The sequence below is a fragment of the Paenibacillus sp. NAIST15-1 genome (genome assembly GCF_001894745.1).
In the GTDB taxonomy this organism is placed as follows: Bacteria; Bacillota; Bacilli; order Paenibacillales; family Paenibacillaceae; genus Paenibacillus_B; species Paenibacillus_B suaedae.
This window is the reverse complement of record NZ_BBYF01000004.1, coordinates 14,436-30,642: the sequence shown is the minus strand read 5'-3', so window position 1 is coordinate 30,642 and position 16,207 is coordinate 14,436. Positions and strand designations below refer to the sequence as shown.

Here is a 16,207-nt window from a genome sequence, read left to right as displayed (position 1 = left end):
TTTAATGTAAAAATTAAAATTTAAAAATTTCGAACCCCCCTCTTTATGGGCTATAATTCGTAGTGATTATTTGTAAGTTCTTCCTTTTCTTCTTGATAGATTACCAAACAGGCAGAATAAATTGGCGAGGCTTTAAACATAATTTTGGGAGGACAACATGAATAGTAACATGATTCAAACAAGTGAGTTAATTGAAATAGAAGAACTAGGAGATGAAAGAGGTGCACTGGCAGTAATCGAAGGGAATAAATCTATTCCCTTTGATATCAAACGTGTATTTTATATTTACGGTACAGCCCAAGATGTTAGAAGAGGTTTCCATGCTCATTATAAAACAAGACAAGCATTAGTTTGTGTATCAGGGAGCTGTAAAGTGTACTTAGATAATGTAATAAGGAAAACAGATGTTTTACTGGATTCCCAAAAGAAAGTACTTCTGTTGGAACCGAATGACTGGCATGAAATGTATGATTTTTCAGAAGATTGTGTGTTACTTGTTCTGGCTTCACACTTATATGACGCTGAAGATTATATCCGGAACTATGATAAATTTATCGAGGTGTATGGTAGATGAAAAAACATTTCGAACATTCACATGCAATCGTAGAAACCGAATACATAGGAGAAGATACAAGGGTATGGGCTTTTGCTCATATTTTACCAGGTGCGGTTATAGGGTCTAATTGCAATATTAATGACCATACATTTATTGAGAATGACGTAATTCTTGGGGATAATGTCACAGTAAAGTCAGGTGTTTACATTTGGGATGGGGTTAGAATAAAAGACAATGTTTTTATTGGTCCTAACGTGACTTTTACTAATGATTTGAGACCACGTTCCAAACAATATCCCAGTTCATTTTTAAATACAACTCTTGATGAGTGGTCATCTATAGGTGCAAATGCAACAATAGTTGCTGGTATTACAATAGGTAAATATGCAATGGTAGGGGCAGGTTCACTAGTTACCAAAGACATTCCTAATAACACGTTGTGGTATGGCAATCCAGCCAGATTTAAAGGTTATATTTGTAATTGTGGCGATAAATTATCCAATGATTTGGTATGTCCATCTTGTAAAAAACAATACTCTTTAGAAGATGGGAATATCGTGGAAAATAATTAATCTACAGAAAGAGGTGGTCTAATATGATTCCTTTCCTTGATCTAAAAAAAATTAATCTCCGACATGAAGAAGCTATTTTAAATAGTGTACATAAGGTTTTACACTCCGGATGGTATATTCTTGGTGAAGAGGTTAAGGCCTTTGAATCTGAATTTGCTGAATATTGTGGAACAAAGTTTGCTCTTGGAGTAGCGAACGGATTAGATGCCCTAGAACTTATTATCAGGGGATACGATATTGGTCCTGGGGACGAAGTTATCGTACCTTCCAATACTTATATTGCATCTATTTTATCTATATCTGCTAATGGGGCTACGCCCGTATTAGTAGAGCCTGACATACTAACTTATAATATAGACCCAGCAAAAATAGAAGAGAGTATTACTACTAGAACAAAAGCAATTTTGGTTGTACATCTTTATGGTCAAGCTTGTAATATGGAGCCTATTAACAAAATTGCAGAGAAATATAATTTGAAGGTAATTGAAGACTGCGCGCAAGCTCATGGGGCTATTTATGCTGAACGTAAAGTTGGCAATCTAGGTAATGCAGCTGCATTTAGTTTTTATCCTGGTAAAAATCTTGGGGCATTAGGAGATGCAGGAGCAATTACAACAAATGACGAAATTTTGTTTAGAAATCTTCAGGCCTTAAGGAACTATGGATCACATAAGAAGTATGAAAATCTCTTTAAAGGCTACAACAGTAGACTAGATGAATTACAAGCTCCTATCTTAAGTGCAAAATTGAAATGCTTAGATCAAGATAATGAACGCAGAAGAAATATTGCATCATATTATTTAAATAATATTAATAATGAACACATCATTTTGCCATATGTTGAGGAAAATACTGAATCACATGTATGGCATGTATTTGTAGTTAGAATTTCGAGTAGAAGTAATTTTATTGAATATATGACTCAGCAAGGTGTTCAAACTATGATTCACTATCCTATTCCACCTCATAAACAAGAGGCGTACAAGGAATGGAATGATCTATCCTTCCCTATCTCTGAACAGATTCACTCAGAAATTATCAGCCTTCCAATAAGTCCAGTAATGGATATGGAGGATGTTAAAAGAGTTGTGGAGGTTGTGAATGAGTACAAACCGTATTAAATTATCGATTGTTGTACCTATTTACTATAACGAGTTAAATATTCCTCATACTATTCCAAGATTGCAAAAGTTGCAGGATATTATGCCGGAATGTGATTTTGAATTTGTTTTTGTTGATGATGGTTCAAAAGATAATTCATTCCCTTTATTAATGGATGCGAAGAAGCAAGACTCACGAATTAAAGTCATTAAATTAAGCCGAAATTTTGGCTCAATGTCTGCGATACAAGCTGGTCTGAAATATACTACCGGTGATTGCATTGGTATTATAGCGGCCGATTTACAAGATCCACCGGAAATGTTTCGAGAAATGGTGGATCATTGGAAGGAGGGGAAGAAAATTGTTCTTGGAACTAGGGCCGATCGAGAAGAATCTTTTTCTCAGAAGATGTTTTCAAATACCTACTATTATTTGTTAGAAAAATTTGCTTTAAAGGGTTATCCTAAAGGCGGCTTCGATTTTTTGTTAATTGATCGACAGGTAGTACATGAAGTATTAGAGATTCAAGAGAAAAATACGAATGTAATGAGTCTCATTTATTGGTTAGGGCATGATCAAGTACAAATTCCATACGTAAGGCAGGAAAGAAAGTTAGGTAAATCTAGGTGGACCCTGTCTAAGAAAATCAAACTATTTGTTGACTCTTTTGTTAGTTTTTCCTATTCACCTATTCGTTTCATGTCCTTTATTGGCATTTTTACAGCTTTTATGAGTTTTTCCTATGGGGTATTTGTTTCAATAGGTTCTATATTTGGTTTTATAGACCTTGAGGGATGGACTACAATTGTTGCACTGATCACATTTTTGTTAGGAATTATAATGATTATGTTGGGGATTATTGGTGAATATCTTTGGAGGATACTAGATGAGAGCAGGGAACGGCCGTCCTACGTTGTTGACGAAGTATTTGAATAAAGAATTTATCAAATTTATCTTTAGTGGCGGAGTTAATACAGTAGCAACATATTTATTTTATCTACTGCTTCTCATGTTTTTGAACTATTCTTTATCATATACAATTTCATATATTTCAGGAATATTTCTATCTTATTATTTGAATTCTATCTTTGTTTTTGATGAAAAGGTTTCATTTCGTAAGTTTATTAAGTACCCAATTGTTTATTTGACTCAGTATATACTAGGTATAGTTTTGATGTATGGGTTAGTCGAATACTTACATCTATCCGTTCAGATTGTACCTTTGGTTGTTATTATAGTTTCCCTACCTATAACATACTTACTTTCCAAACTCATAATAAAAAGTAAATGAATGGAGGAAATAGAATGAAAGGCATTATATTGGCAGGTGGTACTGGCTCGCGTCTCTACCCATTAACTAAAGTTACTAATAAGCATTTGCTTCCTGTTGGGAAATATCCAATGATATTTCATGCTGTAAATAAACTTAAGCAAGCGGATATTAATGATATTCTGATTGTTACAGGCAAAGAGCATATGGGAGACGTCGTAAATCTTCTTGGTAGTGGTCATGAAATGGGAGTTTGCTTTACTTATAAGGTGCAAGATGAGGCTGGTGGTATTGCCCAGGCTTTAGATTTAGCAGAACAGTTTGTTGGTAATGATCAAATGGTAGTAATACTAGGTGATAATGTATTCGAAGATGATATTTCATCTTACGTAAATAACTTTAGAACTCAGCAAAAAGGCGCCAAAATTCTTCTTCAAGAAGTTCATGATCCGAAAAGATATGGCGTAGCTGAACTGAATGGAGACATTATTGTTTCTATCGAAGAAAAACCTGAAAATCCTAAAAGTAATTTTGCCGTTACAGGTATATACATGTTTGATCATACCGTATTTGATATTGTGAAGACGCTTGAACCATCAGGACGTGGAGAACTTGAGATTACGGATGTTAATAACGCATATATTAATCGTAAAGAGTTGACTTACGACGTGCTGCAAGGTTGGTGGACAGATGCAGGTACACATGCATCTTGGGCGAAAGCTAACGAGTTGGCCAAAGACATCACCTTCACTGAGCAGTTTGGGAAATTAAAGCTATAGAGGTGTCAATATGAATGTGATCGAGACGAAGTTAAAAGATGTCTATATTATTGAACCTGCAGTACATGGAGACCACCGTGGGTTCTTCATGGAAAGCTATAACAGCTTGACTTTTAGAGAGCACAATATAGATTATCAGTTTGTGCAAGATAATCACTCCCTATCTGTTGAAAAGGGTGTTATTCGAGGATTGCATTATCAATTAAATCCTAAAGCACAAACGAAGCTTGTTCGAGTTGTGGCAGGTGAAATTTATGATGTTGTTGTTGATATTCGGCGCAACTCACCAACGTTCGGTCAATGGATTGGTGTGAGTTTGAGTGCAAAGAATAAGCATCAGCTTCTCGTACCGCAAGGTTTTGCGCACGGATTTTGTACAACGGTACCAAACACAGAGGTTCTATACAAAGTGGATGAGTTCTATTCACCTGAACATGATCGAGGGATTTTGTGGAATGATCCAGCTATAGGCATTAAATGGCCAACAGATCAACCCATTTTATCGGATAAGGATATGAAGCATCCATTGTTGTGTGATGCCGACATGAATTTTAAGTAAGGGGGAGCCAGTTTTGAAGCTATTGGTAACAGGCGGTGCCGGCTTTATTGGAAGTAACTTTGTTATTCATATGGTCAATAAGTATCCGGAGTATCAAATTATTAACTTAGATGCTCTGACGTATGCAGGCAATCTGGAAAACCTAAAAGGTGTCGAAAACAAATCAAATTATTCATTCATTAAAGGTGATATTGCTGACGCAAAGAAAGTTGAAGAGATTTTCCAAAAAGGCATTGATATCGTAGTTAACTTCGCGGCAGAGTCACATGTCGATCGCAGTATTTTGGATCCAGGTATTTTTGTGCAAACGAATGTAATGGGGACACAGGTACTCTTAGATGCAGCCCGTAAATACAATGTTCAAAAGTTCATTCAAGTATCAACGGATGAAGTTTACGGGACGCTTGGAGACACTGGAATGTTCTCCGAAACAACGCCGCTTGCCCCGAATAGTCCATATTCGGCAAGTAAGACTGGTGGAGATCTACTTGTTCGTGCATATCATGAAACTTACGGCTTGAATGTGAATATTACACGCTGCTCGAATAATTATGGCCCGTATCATTTTCCGGAAAAGCTAATACCATTAATGATAGCGAATGCTTTGAATGACAAGCAACTTCCGGTATATGGGGATGGCTTGAACGTTCGTGATTGGCTTTATGTAGAAGATCATTGCAGCGCTATTGATTTGGTAATTCATAAGGGTGTCAGTGGTGAGGTGTACAACGTCGGCGGCAATAATGAAAGAACAAATATTCAGATTGTTGAGACGATTTTGGAGGCTCTAAATAAACCAAAATCGTTAATCACTTATGTAACAGATCGACCAGGTCATGACCGTAGATATGCAATAGATGCTACAAAAATCCGTACGGAGTTAGGATGGGAGCCTAAGTATCATTTTGAAACGGGAATAAAAAAGACGATTCAGTGGTACTTAGATAATAAAGAATGGTGGTCGCGCATTCAATCTGGAGTATATCAAGAATACTACAATAAGCAGTACGGCGAACGGCTGTATAAGTAATATGAAAATAATCGTAACCGGTGCATCTGGTCAATTAGGCAAAGATCTCGTAAGCATTCTTATGAAAAGCGGACATGAGGTGCTTGGATATTCGCGTCAGGAACTAGATATTACAAACCAATATCTGTGTGAATCTATTATTTGTAGTCAACGCCCCGACGCCATCATACATTGTGCAGCTTATACAGCAGTAGATATGGCAGAAACAGATGCAGATCAGGCTTATCTTGTTAATGGAGTGGGTAGTCGTAATATTGCCGTAGCTGCTGAAAAAGTGAACGCTAAGGTTTGCTATATTAGTACAGATTATGTCTTTGACGGCAATTCATCAATGGCATATAACGAGTACGATAATACGAATCCCCAATCAATATACGGGAAATCAAAGCGAGCAGGAGAATATCTGGTTCAGACCTTTTCTTCCCGTTATTTTATTGTACGTACTTCATGGGTGTATGGTTGTCACGGAAATAATTTCGTGAAAACGATGATGAAGCTTGGAACGGAGAAATCATCATTAAAAGTTGTAAATGATCAGATTGGCTCGCCCACATATACGGTAGATTTGGCCCATTTCCTTGAGGGATTGATTAAAACGGAGTACTATGGTATTTTCCATGCTTCAAATACTGGTTTTTGTTCATGGTTTGAGTTTGCTCAGGCCATTTTTGAAGAGCTTAAATGGGATATAGAATTAATACCTTGCACTACTAGTGAATTTCCTCGTCCCGCACCTAGACCTAAGTACTCTATGATGGATCATATGGCGATTCGTACTAGTGGACTTAATGATTTACGTCATTGGAAAGAAGCGTTAAGGGAATTTATTATACAAAATAAAAATAATTTTTGATATACATGAAAGGCTGCTGGGATAATATATTCCAACAGTCTTTCCCTTTTATGGGATCCTACAGCGAGGATTGCTGAATTATGATAGGATAAAGAAGGTTGGGGGGCTTATCCAGATAATACAAAAATGACGAGGGTTGCATATGAATAAAGTTCAAATACTGATGTCCACATATAATGGTGAAGAATTTATTGAAGAATTATGTCAAAGTTTGTTCAATCAATCTTATCCCCATATTTCTTTATTTGTCAGGGATGATGGTTCCAATGATGGTACGGTTCGAAAAATTAAAAAGTTAAGTAAAGCAAACCTGAATAAGATACGATACATTGAGGGTGATAATATAGGAGTAATCCAAAGTTTTTTTAACCTACTTCAATGTTCGGATGACAATGCTGCTTTTTATTGTTTTTGTGATCAGGATGATGTGTGGATGTCAGATAAAGTAGATAGAGCAGTTCAACAGCTTGAAAAGTGTGAAAATGCAGCAATGTTTTTTTCATCAACACTGCTCGTTGATAAAGATCTGAATGAACTAAGAGTTTGGCCTGAATCTCCCCAACGTCAACCATCGTTTTATAATGCATTAGTTCAAAACATTGCTGTTGGGGCAACAATTATGATTAATAAAGCAGCCCGGGATATGCTTTTAACAAGATCCGTCAACGTAGAAAATCTTTTAATGCATGATTGGTGGGTTTACACATGTGTTTCTGCATTTGGTGAAGTGATCTACGATCCTAAACCAACAATTTACTATCGTCAGCATGGCAATAATGTTGTTGGAGGAAATGTATCCATAGTTCATAAATGGTGCAAAAAATGGGGTAGTTTCCGCAAAAACTTTGGAAAAAAACTTTTGAAGAGACAGGCTGTTGAATTTTACCGAATATATGGAGAGTTATTGGACAAAGAAAAGCTTGAGCAACTTAAATTATTTATTCAACCTAGAACCACTTTGAGGCTAAGAATGGATTTCCTTCGAAAAACGAAAGTATATCGTCAGTCTTGGATTGAAAATCAGTTATTCAAGTTCCTTATTATTATTGGTTATATTTAAATTATCATATTTGTTTATCCATAAACACCTTTAATCTTTAAAGTGGCCGAAAGGAAATGTTAGTCATGGATTTATCCATCATTATCATCAATTACAATACGAAGCAATTAACCTTAAACTGCTTAAAGTCTGTTTATCACTCCATTACGGACTATGAATATGAGGTTATTCTAATAGATAATGCTTCACGCGATGATTCTATCGAGGCGATTGGAAGCCAGTATCCACAAGTTAAGCTTATTGCTAATTCGGAGAATCTTGGTTTCTCTAAAGCGAACAATCAAGGCATGCTCATTGCTCAAGGAAGGTGTGTCCTCCTCTTAAATTCGGACACAGTGATTGAACCAGATACCCTCGATATAATGATCCGCTTTATGGACGAGCACCCGAAAGTAGGGGCAGCCGGTTGCAAAGTTCTATTGCCGGACGGTTCATTGGATAAAGCATGCCGCAGAGGATTCCCTACTCCATCGGCCACGTTTTACTATGTATCACGATTATCTAAGGTTTTTCCGAAGAATCCGCGGATTAATGCCTATCACCGTGAAGATTTGGATCCCGACGAGGAGTATCCGATTGATTGCTTAATAGGAGCATTTATGATGGTACGACGTGAAGTTATAGATCAAGTGGGAATGTTAGACGAGAATTTCTTTATGTATGGGGAGGATGTCGATTGGTGCTACCGCATTAAGCAAGCCGGATGGGTGAATTATTACTATTCAAGGACGAAAATTGTTCATTATAAACGAGCCAGTAGCCGGAATAAACCGTTTAAAATCACGTATGAATTTCATAGGGCCTTCTTTGTGCTTTATAACAAGCATTTTCGTAAAAATTATCCTTTCTGGGTAAATGGGCTTATGTATGCAGGGATGGGGATAAAAATGGCTGCAGCCCTTCTTCTAAACGCTTTAGCAAAAGGGATGACGGTAATTAAACGGAAAAGGGAAAATATTTAACATTCATGTAACATCCAACTTAACTAGAATATTTATTTCTAGTATAATAAGTATGCTACTACATACTTGGAAAAAGAGGTTTACACAATGATTCGCAAAAATCAAAAGTTTTTGTCGAAGATTTATATGATATTCGACATAATTGCGATTGTGTTGGCGTTTGGTATCGCGTGGGCGTTGAAATTTATGAGTAATTGGCTGGATAATGATACCCCGTTGCCATTCTCTACATATGTCGGTTGGGGGGCAGTCTATGCAGGGGTAGTTCTAGTCGTAGGAGCCATGTCCTCGTTGTATCATTTTCATCGGAAAAAGAGATTCGCCGACCAGTTGGTACGTATCATTCAGACACATGTAATCAGCCTGTTCATTTTGCTGGGATTGTTGTTTTTCTTTAAACAAATCCATATTTCTCGCGAGTTTTTAGCGATATTTGTGACGGTATCTACTCTTGGAACGATATGCTACCGATACTCGGTTAAAGTCATGCTACGTTCGTTGCGGCAAAAGGGATATAATAAACAATTCGTACTAATTCTGGGGGCCGGTACGCTTGGAAAACGGTTTTATGAAAACCTTCGAAGCTATCCGGAACTAGGATATGAAGTCATTGGATTTCTAGATGATCACGTAGAGTGGAATACTTTAGATGCAAAGAAATTTAGACCGATACTAGGTACTTTGGGTGATTTAGAACAAATATTAGGCAGCCGCCTCGTTGATGAAGTCATCCTGGCACTGCCACTGGATGCGCATCATAAGTTTCCGCATATTATAGACCTCTGTGAAAAAGCTGGCGTCCGTACGCTTATCATTCCAGACTTTTTCGACTATTTACCATCGCGTCCGTATTTCGATAACTTTGCAGGCATGCCAATGATCAACGTACGTGATATTCCGCTTGATGTGCTTTCCAACCGGGTATTCAAGCGGGCGTTTGATATCGCTTTTTCACTTTTTGCCATTATTTTAACACTTCCTGTTTTGCTATTTATTGTGATTGGCATAAAGCTGACATCCCCTGGGCCAGTTATTTTTAAACAGGAGCGCGTAGGGCTTAATCGGCGTAACTTTATGATGTATAAATTCCGCTCTATGAAAGTAAGCTCAGATAAAACATCAGATACGGTATGGACTACTGAGAATGATCCTCGGCGTACGAAATTCGGCAGCTTCCTTCGCAAGACGAGTCTGGATGAATTGCCGCAATTTTTTAATGTACTTTTCGGGCATATGAGTATTGTTGGCCCAAGACCGGAACGTCCTTTTTTCGTAGAACAGTTTAAAGAAGAGATTCCGAAGTACATGGTGAAGCATCATGTTCGTCCTGGCATTACAGGCTGGGCACAAAGCAACGGTTTGCGTGGGGATACTTCCATAGAAGAACGAATTCGTTATGATATTTTCTATATTGAAAATTGGTCTTTATTATTTGATATCAGGATTATTTGGAAGACAATTTGGAACGGGTTCGTGAATAAAAATGCTTATTGAAAACTTTATTACAAGTTCTGGACTTAAATTCATACTCAACGTGTATAGATATATCAGTACTCTCCCCACACTGTGAATATATTTCACATTTGGGGAGTTTTTTTTTATGCCTTACTTTCATGAAAAAGATGATGAACAACCTGAAGTAGGAAGAGGCTGGATTATTTCTTTTATAACAGGAGCCATACTCTGGTGTGCCCTTTTGGGGGTCATATATATTCTAATAAAATGAACCATTACTTCATACCTGACGCCACATCATTTCCCGCGTGACATTTCCCTCACCATTTACTACAATAAGAACATACATTCTATTCATATTTGTTTCTCATCCTCATATATGGCACCCATTTCCCTCCACCCCTAGGCTTATTTCTGGTACACTACAATATAGAACATTTAAATCAAGGTCGCTCATCGCACCACTTACATCCATGAGCGGCAGACCTGGAGGAAACGCAACGTGAAGACGCCTTTACAACCGATAGACGACTGGCGGCACGTATTTAAGCTTGACCCGGACAAAGAAATTGGCGATGAGGCGCTGGATCGTGTATGTTTATCTGGAACTGATGCCATAATGGTCGGGGGATCGAGCGGAGTCACTTTCGAGAACACGGTAGACTTGATGTCCCGAATTCGGAGATATGAGCTGCCGACCGTCCTCGAAGTGTCGGAATTGGATGCGGTCGTACCTGGCTTTGATGCTTATATGATACCAATGGTGCTGAACACGAATAACGCCAATTGGCTGATTGGTCAGCATCGTGAAGCGATTCAACAATATGGTTATATGATCCCATGGGATTTGTTAATTCCAGAAGGGTATATTATTTTGAATCCAGATGCGACAGTAGCTAAGATTACAGGAGCAGATACGCAACTGTCTCCAGCAGAAGCGGCTGCATATGCGCAGGCAGGGGACAAGTTGATGCGACTACCTGTCGTGTATGTGGAGTACAGCGGCATGTTTGGTGACATGGAGCTGGTTAAGAAGGTGAAACGCTCTCTGACGCAAGCCCAGTTGTTCTATGGCGGCGGAATTCGTACAGTAGAACAAGCACAAGAGGCGGCTGCCTCAGCAAACACAGTAGTTGTGGGCAATGTCGTGTATGACGACTTGGAGGCTGCCCTCGCGACTGTTCATGCAGTAAAGGAAACAAAGCTTACGCTATAGCTTGTTGATATTGATGATTCAGCCATCGACTGACTACATCTTGAACGAGATCACATAAAGCTTATTTTACACAACTGCAGAAAGGAGACATCGCACATTATGTTTGATTTTTTACGATCAGATTCCAATGTTAACTCAAATTCTAACTCGAACTTTAACTCGAATTCGAACACTTATGGAAGCTATGGGGCATCCATCGACATTCAAGACGCTATCAAGCGCTTGAACCCTGAACAACGACGCGCTGTTGAGACCACGGAAGGGCCATTGCTCATTATGGCGGGAGCGGGATCAGGCAAGACGCGCGTACTCACGCATCGCATTGCATATCTAATCGCTACGAGGAAGGCACCGCCATGGAGTATTCTAGCCATTACGTTTACGAACAAGGCTGCACGTGAGATGCAGGAGCGGGTATCCAAGCTGGTTGGCCCAGATGGAAGAGACATTTGGGTATCCACATTCCACTCCATGTGTGTGCGAATCCTACGCAAAGATATTGAACGTATCGGGTTTACCTCGAACTTCACGATTCTTGACTCAGGGGACCAGTTGTCCGTTATTCGCGGATGCATGAAGGAATTGAACTTAGATACGAAAAAATTCGATCCACGCGCAGTACAAGCTGCAATTAGTACAGCGAAGAACGAATTGCTGACGCCAAGCCGCTTCGAACAGAAGATTGGCGACCACTTTGATGGAATTGTAGCCAAGGTATATACGATGTATCAGAAACGTCTGAAGAGCAACAACTCGCTTGATTTCGATGATCTCATCATGTCGACGATTCAATTGTTCAAGGACGTCCCTGAAGTATTGGATTTCTATCAGAAAAAATTCAAATACATTCACGTCGACGAGTATCAAGATACGAACCGTGCGCAATATATGCTGTGCCGGATGCTGGCTGATCAGCATCAAAACATTTGCGTCGTCGGGGATAGCGATCAGTCGATCTATCGCTGGCGCGGCGCCGACATTACGAACATTCTGAACTTCGAGGGTGACTACCCGAAGGCTACGACGATTATGTTGGAGCAGAACTATCGCTCGACCTCCAATATTCTGAATGCCGCGAATGGAGTCATTAAGCTCAACACTGGCCGCAAGCCGAAGAAGCTGTGGACGGAATCGGGTGAAGGCGAGAAGATTAAGCTCTATCAAGCAGATACAGAGCATGATGAGGGTTACTTCGTTACTTCGGAGATTAAACAGAACCATATGGCGAACAAGCATTACGCCGACCATGCGATATTGTACCGGACGAATGCGCAATCCCGTGTCATCGAGGAGATTCTGATCAAGTCGGATATTCCATACCAGATCGTGGGCGGCGTTAAGTTCTATGATCGCAAAGAGATTAAGGACTTGCTTGCCTATCTGCGTCTCATATCGAATATGGATGATGATATCAGCTTAGAGCGCGTTGTGAATGTGCCAAAAAGAGGCATCGGAGCTACAACAATGAACAAGCTGGCTGAAGCAGCGGCTACTCGTGGTACATCGATGATGAAGGTTATCGCTGACATGGATGCCCTAGATATTTCGCCGAAAACCAAAGGCGCGCTGCGCGAATTTCGTGCGATTATCGACAATTTGAATCATATGGTAGAGTATTTGTCCGTAACGGAATTGACGGAGAAAATGCTCGAACTATCCGAGTACAAGCTGGAGCTGCAGCGCGAGAACACGCTGGAATCGAAGGCACGTCTCGAGAACATCGACGAGTTCTTGTCTGTTACTCAGGAATTCGAGCAACGCAATGAGGACAAGTCCTTGATTTCGTTCCTGACGGATCTTGCGCTGATCGCAGATATTGATTCCATGAACGACGAGGAGGGCAACGAGCAGGAAGATGCCGTTATCCTAATGACGATGCACAGTGCAAAAGGGTTGGAATTCCCAGTCGTCTTCATCATAGGTATGGAGGAAGGGGTATTCCCTCACAGCCGTGCATTCAGCGACAATGAGGAACTGGAAGAAGAACGTCGACTTGCTTACGTAGGGATTACTCGTGCTGAGAAGCAATTATTCCTTACCTGCGCACGCACACGTACTTTGTTTGGTCGAACAAATGCCAATCCTCCTTCACGTTTCCTGCAGGAGATACCGGATGAAGTGAAGGAAGACGCGACGCCAGAGGGCACACGCTATGGAAGGGTAGACCGTTACGGCCGCAATGCTGCTTCTGCTTCGTACGGAGGGCGTGGGTTAGGTTATTCAGGCGGTGGTGGAGCACAAGCACCAGGTACGAAAGGCATTGGAAGCAGCGCTCAAACAGGATGGCGTGCTTCAGGTGGAGCGGGAGCAGGCGCAAGTAGCGGATCAAGTGTGACCGTAACATCAGCAGCGGAAAAAGTGAAGCAGGCGGGAGCCCAAGCCGGAGACTATCAGCCAGGGGACAAAGTATCCCATGCCAAGTGGGGCGTAGGCGTGATCGTGTCGGTAAAAGGAGAGGGCACGGATACGGAGCTGCAAATTGCCTTCCCTGCGCCAGTGGGTGTGAAGCGGTTATTGGCTGCTTTTGCCCCGATTAACAAAGTATAAGTAGAATACCACTACCCAATAGATGATTTGAAATGAGGAAGGAGCCACCTCTTTGACAAATGCGAATGCGCAAACCCGCATGGAACAACTCGTGGCGGAATTACATCGATACAATCACCATTATTATACGCTGGACAATCCTGTCGTTTCGGACAAAGAATACGATAAGCTATACGATGAACTGGTAGCGTTAGAGAAGGAGACGGGCATCGTATTGCCCGACTCTCCTACCCAGCGGGTTGGGGGCGATCTGCTCAAGGGGTTTGAGCCTCATCGCCATCTATCCCGTCTATGGAGCTTGGACAAAGCGCAGGATGAAGAGGATTTGTACGCTTGGAACCAGCGCGTGCTGAAGCTGATCCAGGATTATAACATGAAGCATCCTAACGAAGAGCCTCTGCCGGCTCCATCATATGTCGTGGAGCTAAAGTTTGATGGCTTGACACTTAATTTGACCTATACGGATGGATTGCTAGTACAGGCTTCTACACGTGGTAATGGTGTCATTGGCGAGGGTATTTTGCCACAGGTGAAGACGATCCGTTCCGTGCCTCTGTCTATTCCTTTCAAAGAAGGGACAATCGAAGTTCAAGGCGAAGGTATTATGAACCTGTCCGTGCTTGAGGCTTATAATGAAACGGCAGCAGAGCCGCTCAAAAATGCTCGCAACGCAGCGGCTGGAGCGCTTCGCAACTTGAATCCTCAGGTGACAGCACAACGGAAGCTGAGTGCCTTCTTCTATAACGTGGGCTATGCCGATGGGGTTGCCTTCGATAACCATCAGGAAATGATGCAATTCTTGAAGGACAATCAATTCAAGGTGAACCCGTATGTTACGTACTTCGATACGATTGAGCAGGTTCGTGAGGAACTTCATCAGATTCAGGAACAACGCCCATTCCTTGATTACTTAATTGATGGAGCTGTCGTCAAGCTGACCGATATGCGTACCCGCGAGGTGCTCGGATACACGGATAAGTTCCCGCGTTGGGCGGTAGCCTTCAAGTTCGAGGCGGAAGAAACGACAACCGTGCTGGAATCGGTAAGCTGGGAAGTCGGACGTACCGGCAAGATTACGCCAGTAGCCCGAGTTGAAGCTGTTGAGCTGGCTGGTGTAACGGTACAGAACTGCACACTGAACAACATTGGTGATATCGAACGGAAAAACTTGAAGCATGCGCTTGGCGCACGCGTTTTTATTCGTCGATCGAACGACGTCATTCCAGAGATTCTTGGACGTGTTCCGGATGAGGAAGGCGGCGAAGAAATCGTTTATCCGACGGAATGCCCGTCTTGCGGTTACACGCTTGAGATGCGGGGTGCCCACTTGTTCTGCAATAACAAGCTGAACTGCAAGCCGCAAATCGTAGCACGTCTGGCGCACTTTGCTTCGCGAGATGCGATGGACATTGAAACATTCAGTGTCATGACTGCCGAGCAGTTGCATGATGAATTGAATGTACATGAGCCGTCCGACCTGTTTGCACTTACACTTGATCAATTGGTTGGCTTGAATCGATTCGGAGAGAAAAAGGCGAGCAACTTATTGGCAGCACTTGAGAAGAGTAAAACACGTGATTTGCCGGCCTTCTTGTTCGCGCTCGGAATTCCGAATACGGGCAAAACAACGACAAAGGCATTAGCTGAGCATTTCGGCACGCTGGATAACATCATGCAGGCTTCTGAAGAGGAGCTTGTGGCGATTCAGGATGTCGGGGCGATTGTAGCAGACAGTATCGTAACGTATTTTGCGGATCCAATTAACCGCGCGAGCATCGACCGCATGTTGGAGCTCGGTGTGAAGCCGCAATCGGCCGAGAAGCCGGCTGAGGTAAATACAGATTCGATATTCTATGGCAAAACAGTCGTATTAACAGGCTCCCTGCAATTGCTGACACGCGATGAAGCGACTGCCAAGCTGGAAGCATGTGGTGCGAAAGTAACGGGCAGCGTATCGAAGAAGACCGATCTGGTTATCGCAGGGGAGAAGGCAGGCAGTAAGCTCGCCAAGGCTGAGCAGCTCGGAATCCCTGTCATTACTGATGAAAATGAGCTGATCCGACTGCTGAACGAAGCGCTTGACACAGGAAGTTCCGCAGAGCAATCGATGTAACGTGTAAGAAATGGCCGGAGTATAAGCAAATGAGTAGATATGTCAGAGAATAAACCCGGGAGTGCAATATCAATATCAATTGCATTAAAAACTGCTGTAGTAACAGCATCAGTATCTGTAATAATGACTACATC

The 16,207-nt window shown here is 41.3% G+C and carries 15 protein-coding genes; all 15 read left to right on the top strand.

What is annotated here, in order from left to right:
• Positions 1-157: 157 nt before the first annotated feature.
• Positions 158-574 (top strand): sugar 3,4-ketoisomerase, encoded by a 417-nt coding sequence (locus tag PBN151_RS11170; RefSeq protein WP_072729012.1) that lies wholly within the window; start codon positions 158-160, stop codon positions 572-574.
• Positions 571-1,128 (top strand): acyltransferase, encoded by a 558-nt coding sequence (locus tag PBN151_RS11165; RefSeq protein ID WP_072729011.1) that lies wholly within the window; start codon positions 571-573, stop codon positions 1,126-1,128. Before PBN151_RS11170 ends, PBN151_RS11165 begins: the two co-directional genes overlap by 4 nt.
• Before the next feature lie 23 nt (positions 1,129-1,151).
• Complete coding sequence (locus tag PBN151_RS11160) at positions 1,152-2,249, top strand: DegT/DnrJ/EryC1/StrS family aminotransferase (protein WP_072729010.1); 1,098 nt, start codon at positions 1,152-1,154, stop codon at positions 2,247-2,249.
• Positions 2,230-3,165 carry a glycosyltransferase family 2 protein gene (locus PBN151_RS11155; RefSeq protein ID WP_072729009.1) on the top strand — a complete coding sequence of 312 codons (936 nt, stop codon included), beginning with the start codon at positions 2,230-2,232 and terminating at the stop codon, positions 3,163-3,165. The genes PBN151_RS11160 and PBN151_RS11155 overlap by 20 nt, the downstream gene beginning before the upstream one ends.
• Entirely contained in the window at positions 3,116-3,520 is a 405-nt protein-coding gene (locus PBN151_RS11150) for a GtrA family protein (RefSeq protein ID WP_072729008.1), read from the top strand. Before PBN151_RS11155 ends, PBN151_RS11150 begins: the two co-directional genes overlap by 50 nt.
• A gap of 14 nt (positions 3,521-3,534) precedes the next feature.
• Positions 3,535-4,278 (top strand): sugar phosphate nucleotidyltransferase, encoded by a 744-nt coding sequence (locus PBN151_RS11145; protein ID WP_072729007.1) that lies wholly within the window; start codon positions 3,535-3,537, stop codon positions 4,276-4,278.
• 10 nt (positions 4,279-4,288) lie between these two features.
• Positions 4,289-4,837, top strand: a complete 549-nt coding sequence (gene rfbC / locus PBN151_RS11140; protein WP_072729006.1) for a dTDP-4-dehydrorhamnose 3,5-epimerase — start codon at positions 4,289-4,291, stop codon at positions 4,835-4,837.
• A gap of 13 nt (positions 4,838-4,850) precedes the next feature.
• Entirely contained in the window at positions 4,851-5,867 is a 1,017-nt protein-coding gene (gene rfbB, locus PBN151_RS11135; protein ID WP_072729005.1) for a dTDP-glucose 4,6-dehydratase, read from the top strand.
• Position 5,868: 1 nt separating this feature from the next.
• Positions 5,869-6,720 (top strand): dTDP-4-dehydrorhamnose reductase, encoded by an 852-nt coding sequence (gene rfbD / locus PBN151_RS11130; RefSeq protein ID WP_072729004.1) that lies wholly within the window; start codon positions 5,869-5,871, stop codon positions 6,718-6,720.
• Positions 6,721-6,862: 142 nt separating this feature from the next.
• On the top strand, positions 6,863-7,780 hold the full coding sequence (locus PBN151_RS11125; RefSeq protein ID WP_072729003.1) for a glycosyltransferase family 2 protein: 918 nt from the start codon (positions 6,863-6,865) through the stop codon (positions 7,778-7,780).
• 65 nt (positions 7,781-7,845) lie between these two features.
• Positions 7,846-8,742, top strand: a complete 897-nt coding sequence (locus PBN151_RS11120) for a glycosyltransferase family 2 protein (protein WP_072729002.1) — start codon at positions 7,846-7,848, stop codon at positions 8,740-8,742.
• 87 nt (positions 8,743-8,829) lie between these two features.
• Positions 8,830-10,236 carry an undecaprenyl-phosphate glucose phosphotransferase gene (locus PBN151_RS11115; RefSeq protein WP_072729001.1) on the top strand — a complete coding sequence of 469 codons (1,407 nt, stop codon included), beginning with the start codon at positions 8,830-8,832 and terminating at the stop codon, positions 10,234-10,236.
• Between the two features lie 463 nt (positions 10,237-10,699).
• On the top strand, positions 10,700-11,413 hold the full coding sequence (gene pcrB / locus PBN151_RS11110; RefSeq protein ID WP_072729000.1) for a heptaprenylglyceryl phosphate synthase: 714 nt from the start codon (positions 10,700-10,702) through the stop codon (positions 11,411-11,413).
• Positions 11,414-11,512: 99 nt separating this feature from the next.
• Positions 11,513-13,960, top strand: coding sequence for a DNA helicase PcrA (pcrA, locus tag PBN151_RS11105; RefSeq protein WP_227774585.1), 2,448 nt, complete (start codon positions 11,513-11,515; stop codon positions 13,958-13,960).
• 79 nt (positions 13,961-14,039) lie between these two features.
• Positions 14,040-16,073 carry an NAD-dependent DNA ligase LigA gene (gene ligA / locus PBN151_RS11100; RefSeq protein WP_072729261.1) on the top strand — a complete coding sequence of 678 codons (2,034 nt, stop codon included), beginning with the start codon at positions 14,040-14,042 and terminating at the stop codon, positions 16,071-16,073.
• Positions 16,074-16,207: the final 134 nt, after the last annotated feature.

Coding starts and splice junctions, on each gene's coding strand:
- PBN151_RS11120 (WP_072729002.1), top strand. CDS start 7,846: ATGGATTTATCCATCATTATCATCAATTACAATACGAAGCAATTAACC.
- PBN151_RS11160 (WP_072729010.1), top strand. CDS start 1,152: ATGATTCCTTTCCTTGATCTAAAAAAAATTAATCTCCGACATGAAGAA.
- ligA (WP_072729261.1), top strand. CDS start 14,040: ATGGAACAACTCGTGGCGGAATTACATCGATACAATCACCATTATTAT.
- PBN151_RS11170 (WP_072729012.1), top strand. CDS start 158: ATGAATAGTAACATGATTCAAACAAGTGAGTTAATTGAAATAGAAGAA.
- PBN151_RS11145 (WP_072729007.1), top strand. CDS start 3,535: ATGAAAGGCATTATATTGGCAGGTGGTACTGGCTCGCGTCTCTACCCA.
- pcrA (WP_227774585.1), top strand. CDS start 11,513: ATGTTTGATTTTTTACGATCAGATTCCAATGTTAACTCAAATTCTAAC.
- rfbC (WP_072729006.1), top strand. CDS start 4,289: ATGAATGTGATCGAGACGAAGTTAAAAGATGTCTATATTATTGAACCT.
- PBN151_RS11125 (WP_072729003.1), top strand. CDS start 6,863: ATGAATAAAGTTCAAATACTGATGTCCACATATAATGGTGAAGAATTT.
- PBN151_RS11115 (WP_072729001.1), top strand. CDS start 8,830: ATGATTCGCAAAAATCAAAAGTTTTTGTCGAAGATTTATATGATATTC.
- PBN151_RS11155 (WP_072729009.1), top strand. CDS start 2,230: ATGAGTACAAACCGTATTAAATTATCGATTGTTGTACCTATTTACTAT.
- rfbD (WP_072729004.1), top strand. CDS start 5,869: ATGAAAATAATCGTAACCGGTGCATCTGGTCAATTAGGCAAAGATCTC.
- PBN151_RS11165 (WP_072729011.1), top strand. CDS start 571: ATGAAAAAACATTTCGAACATTCACATGCAATCGTAGAAACCGAATAC.
- PBN151_RS11150 (WP_072729008.1), top strand. CDS start 3,116: ATGAGAGCAGGGAACGGCCGTCCTACGTTGTTGACGAAGTATTTGAAT.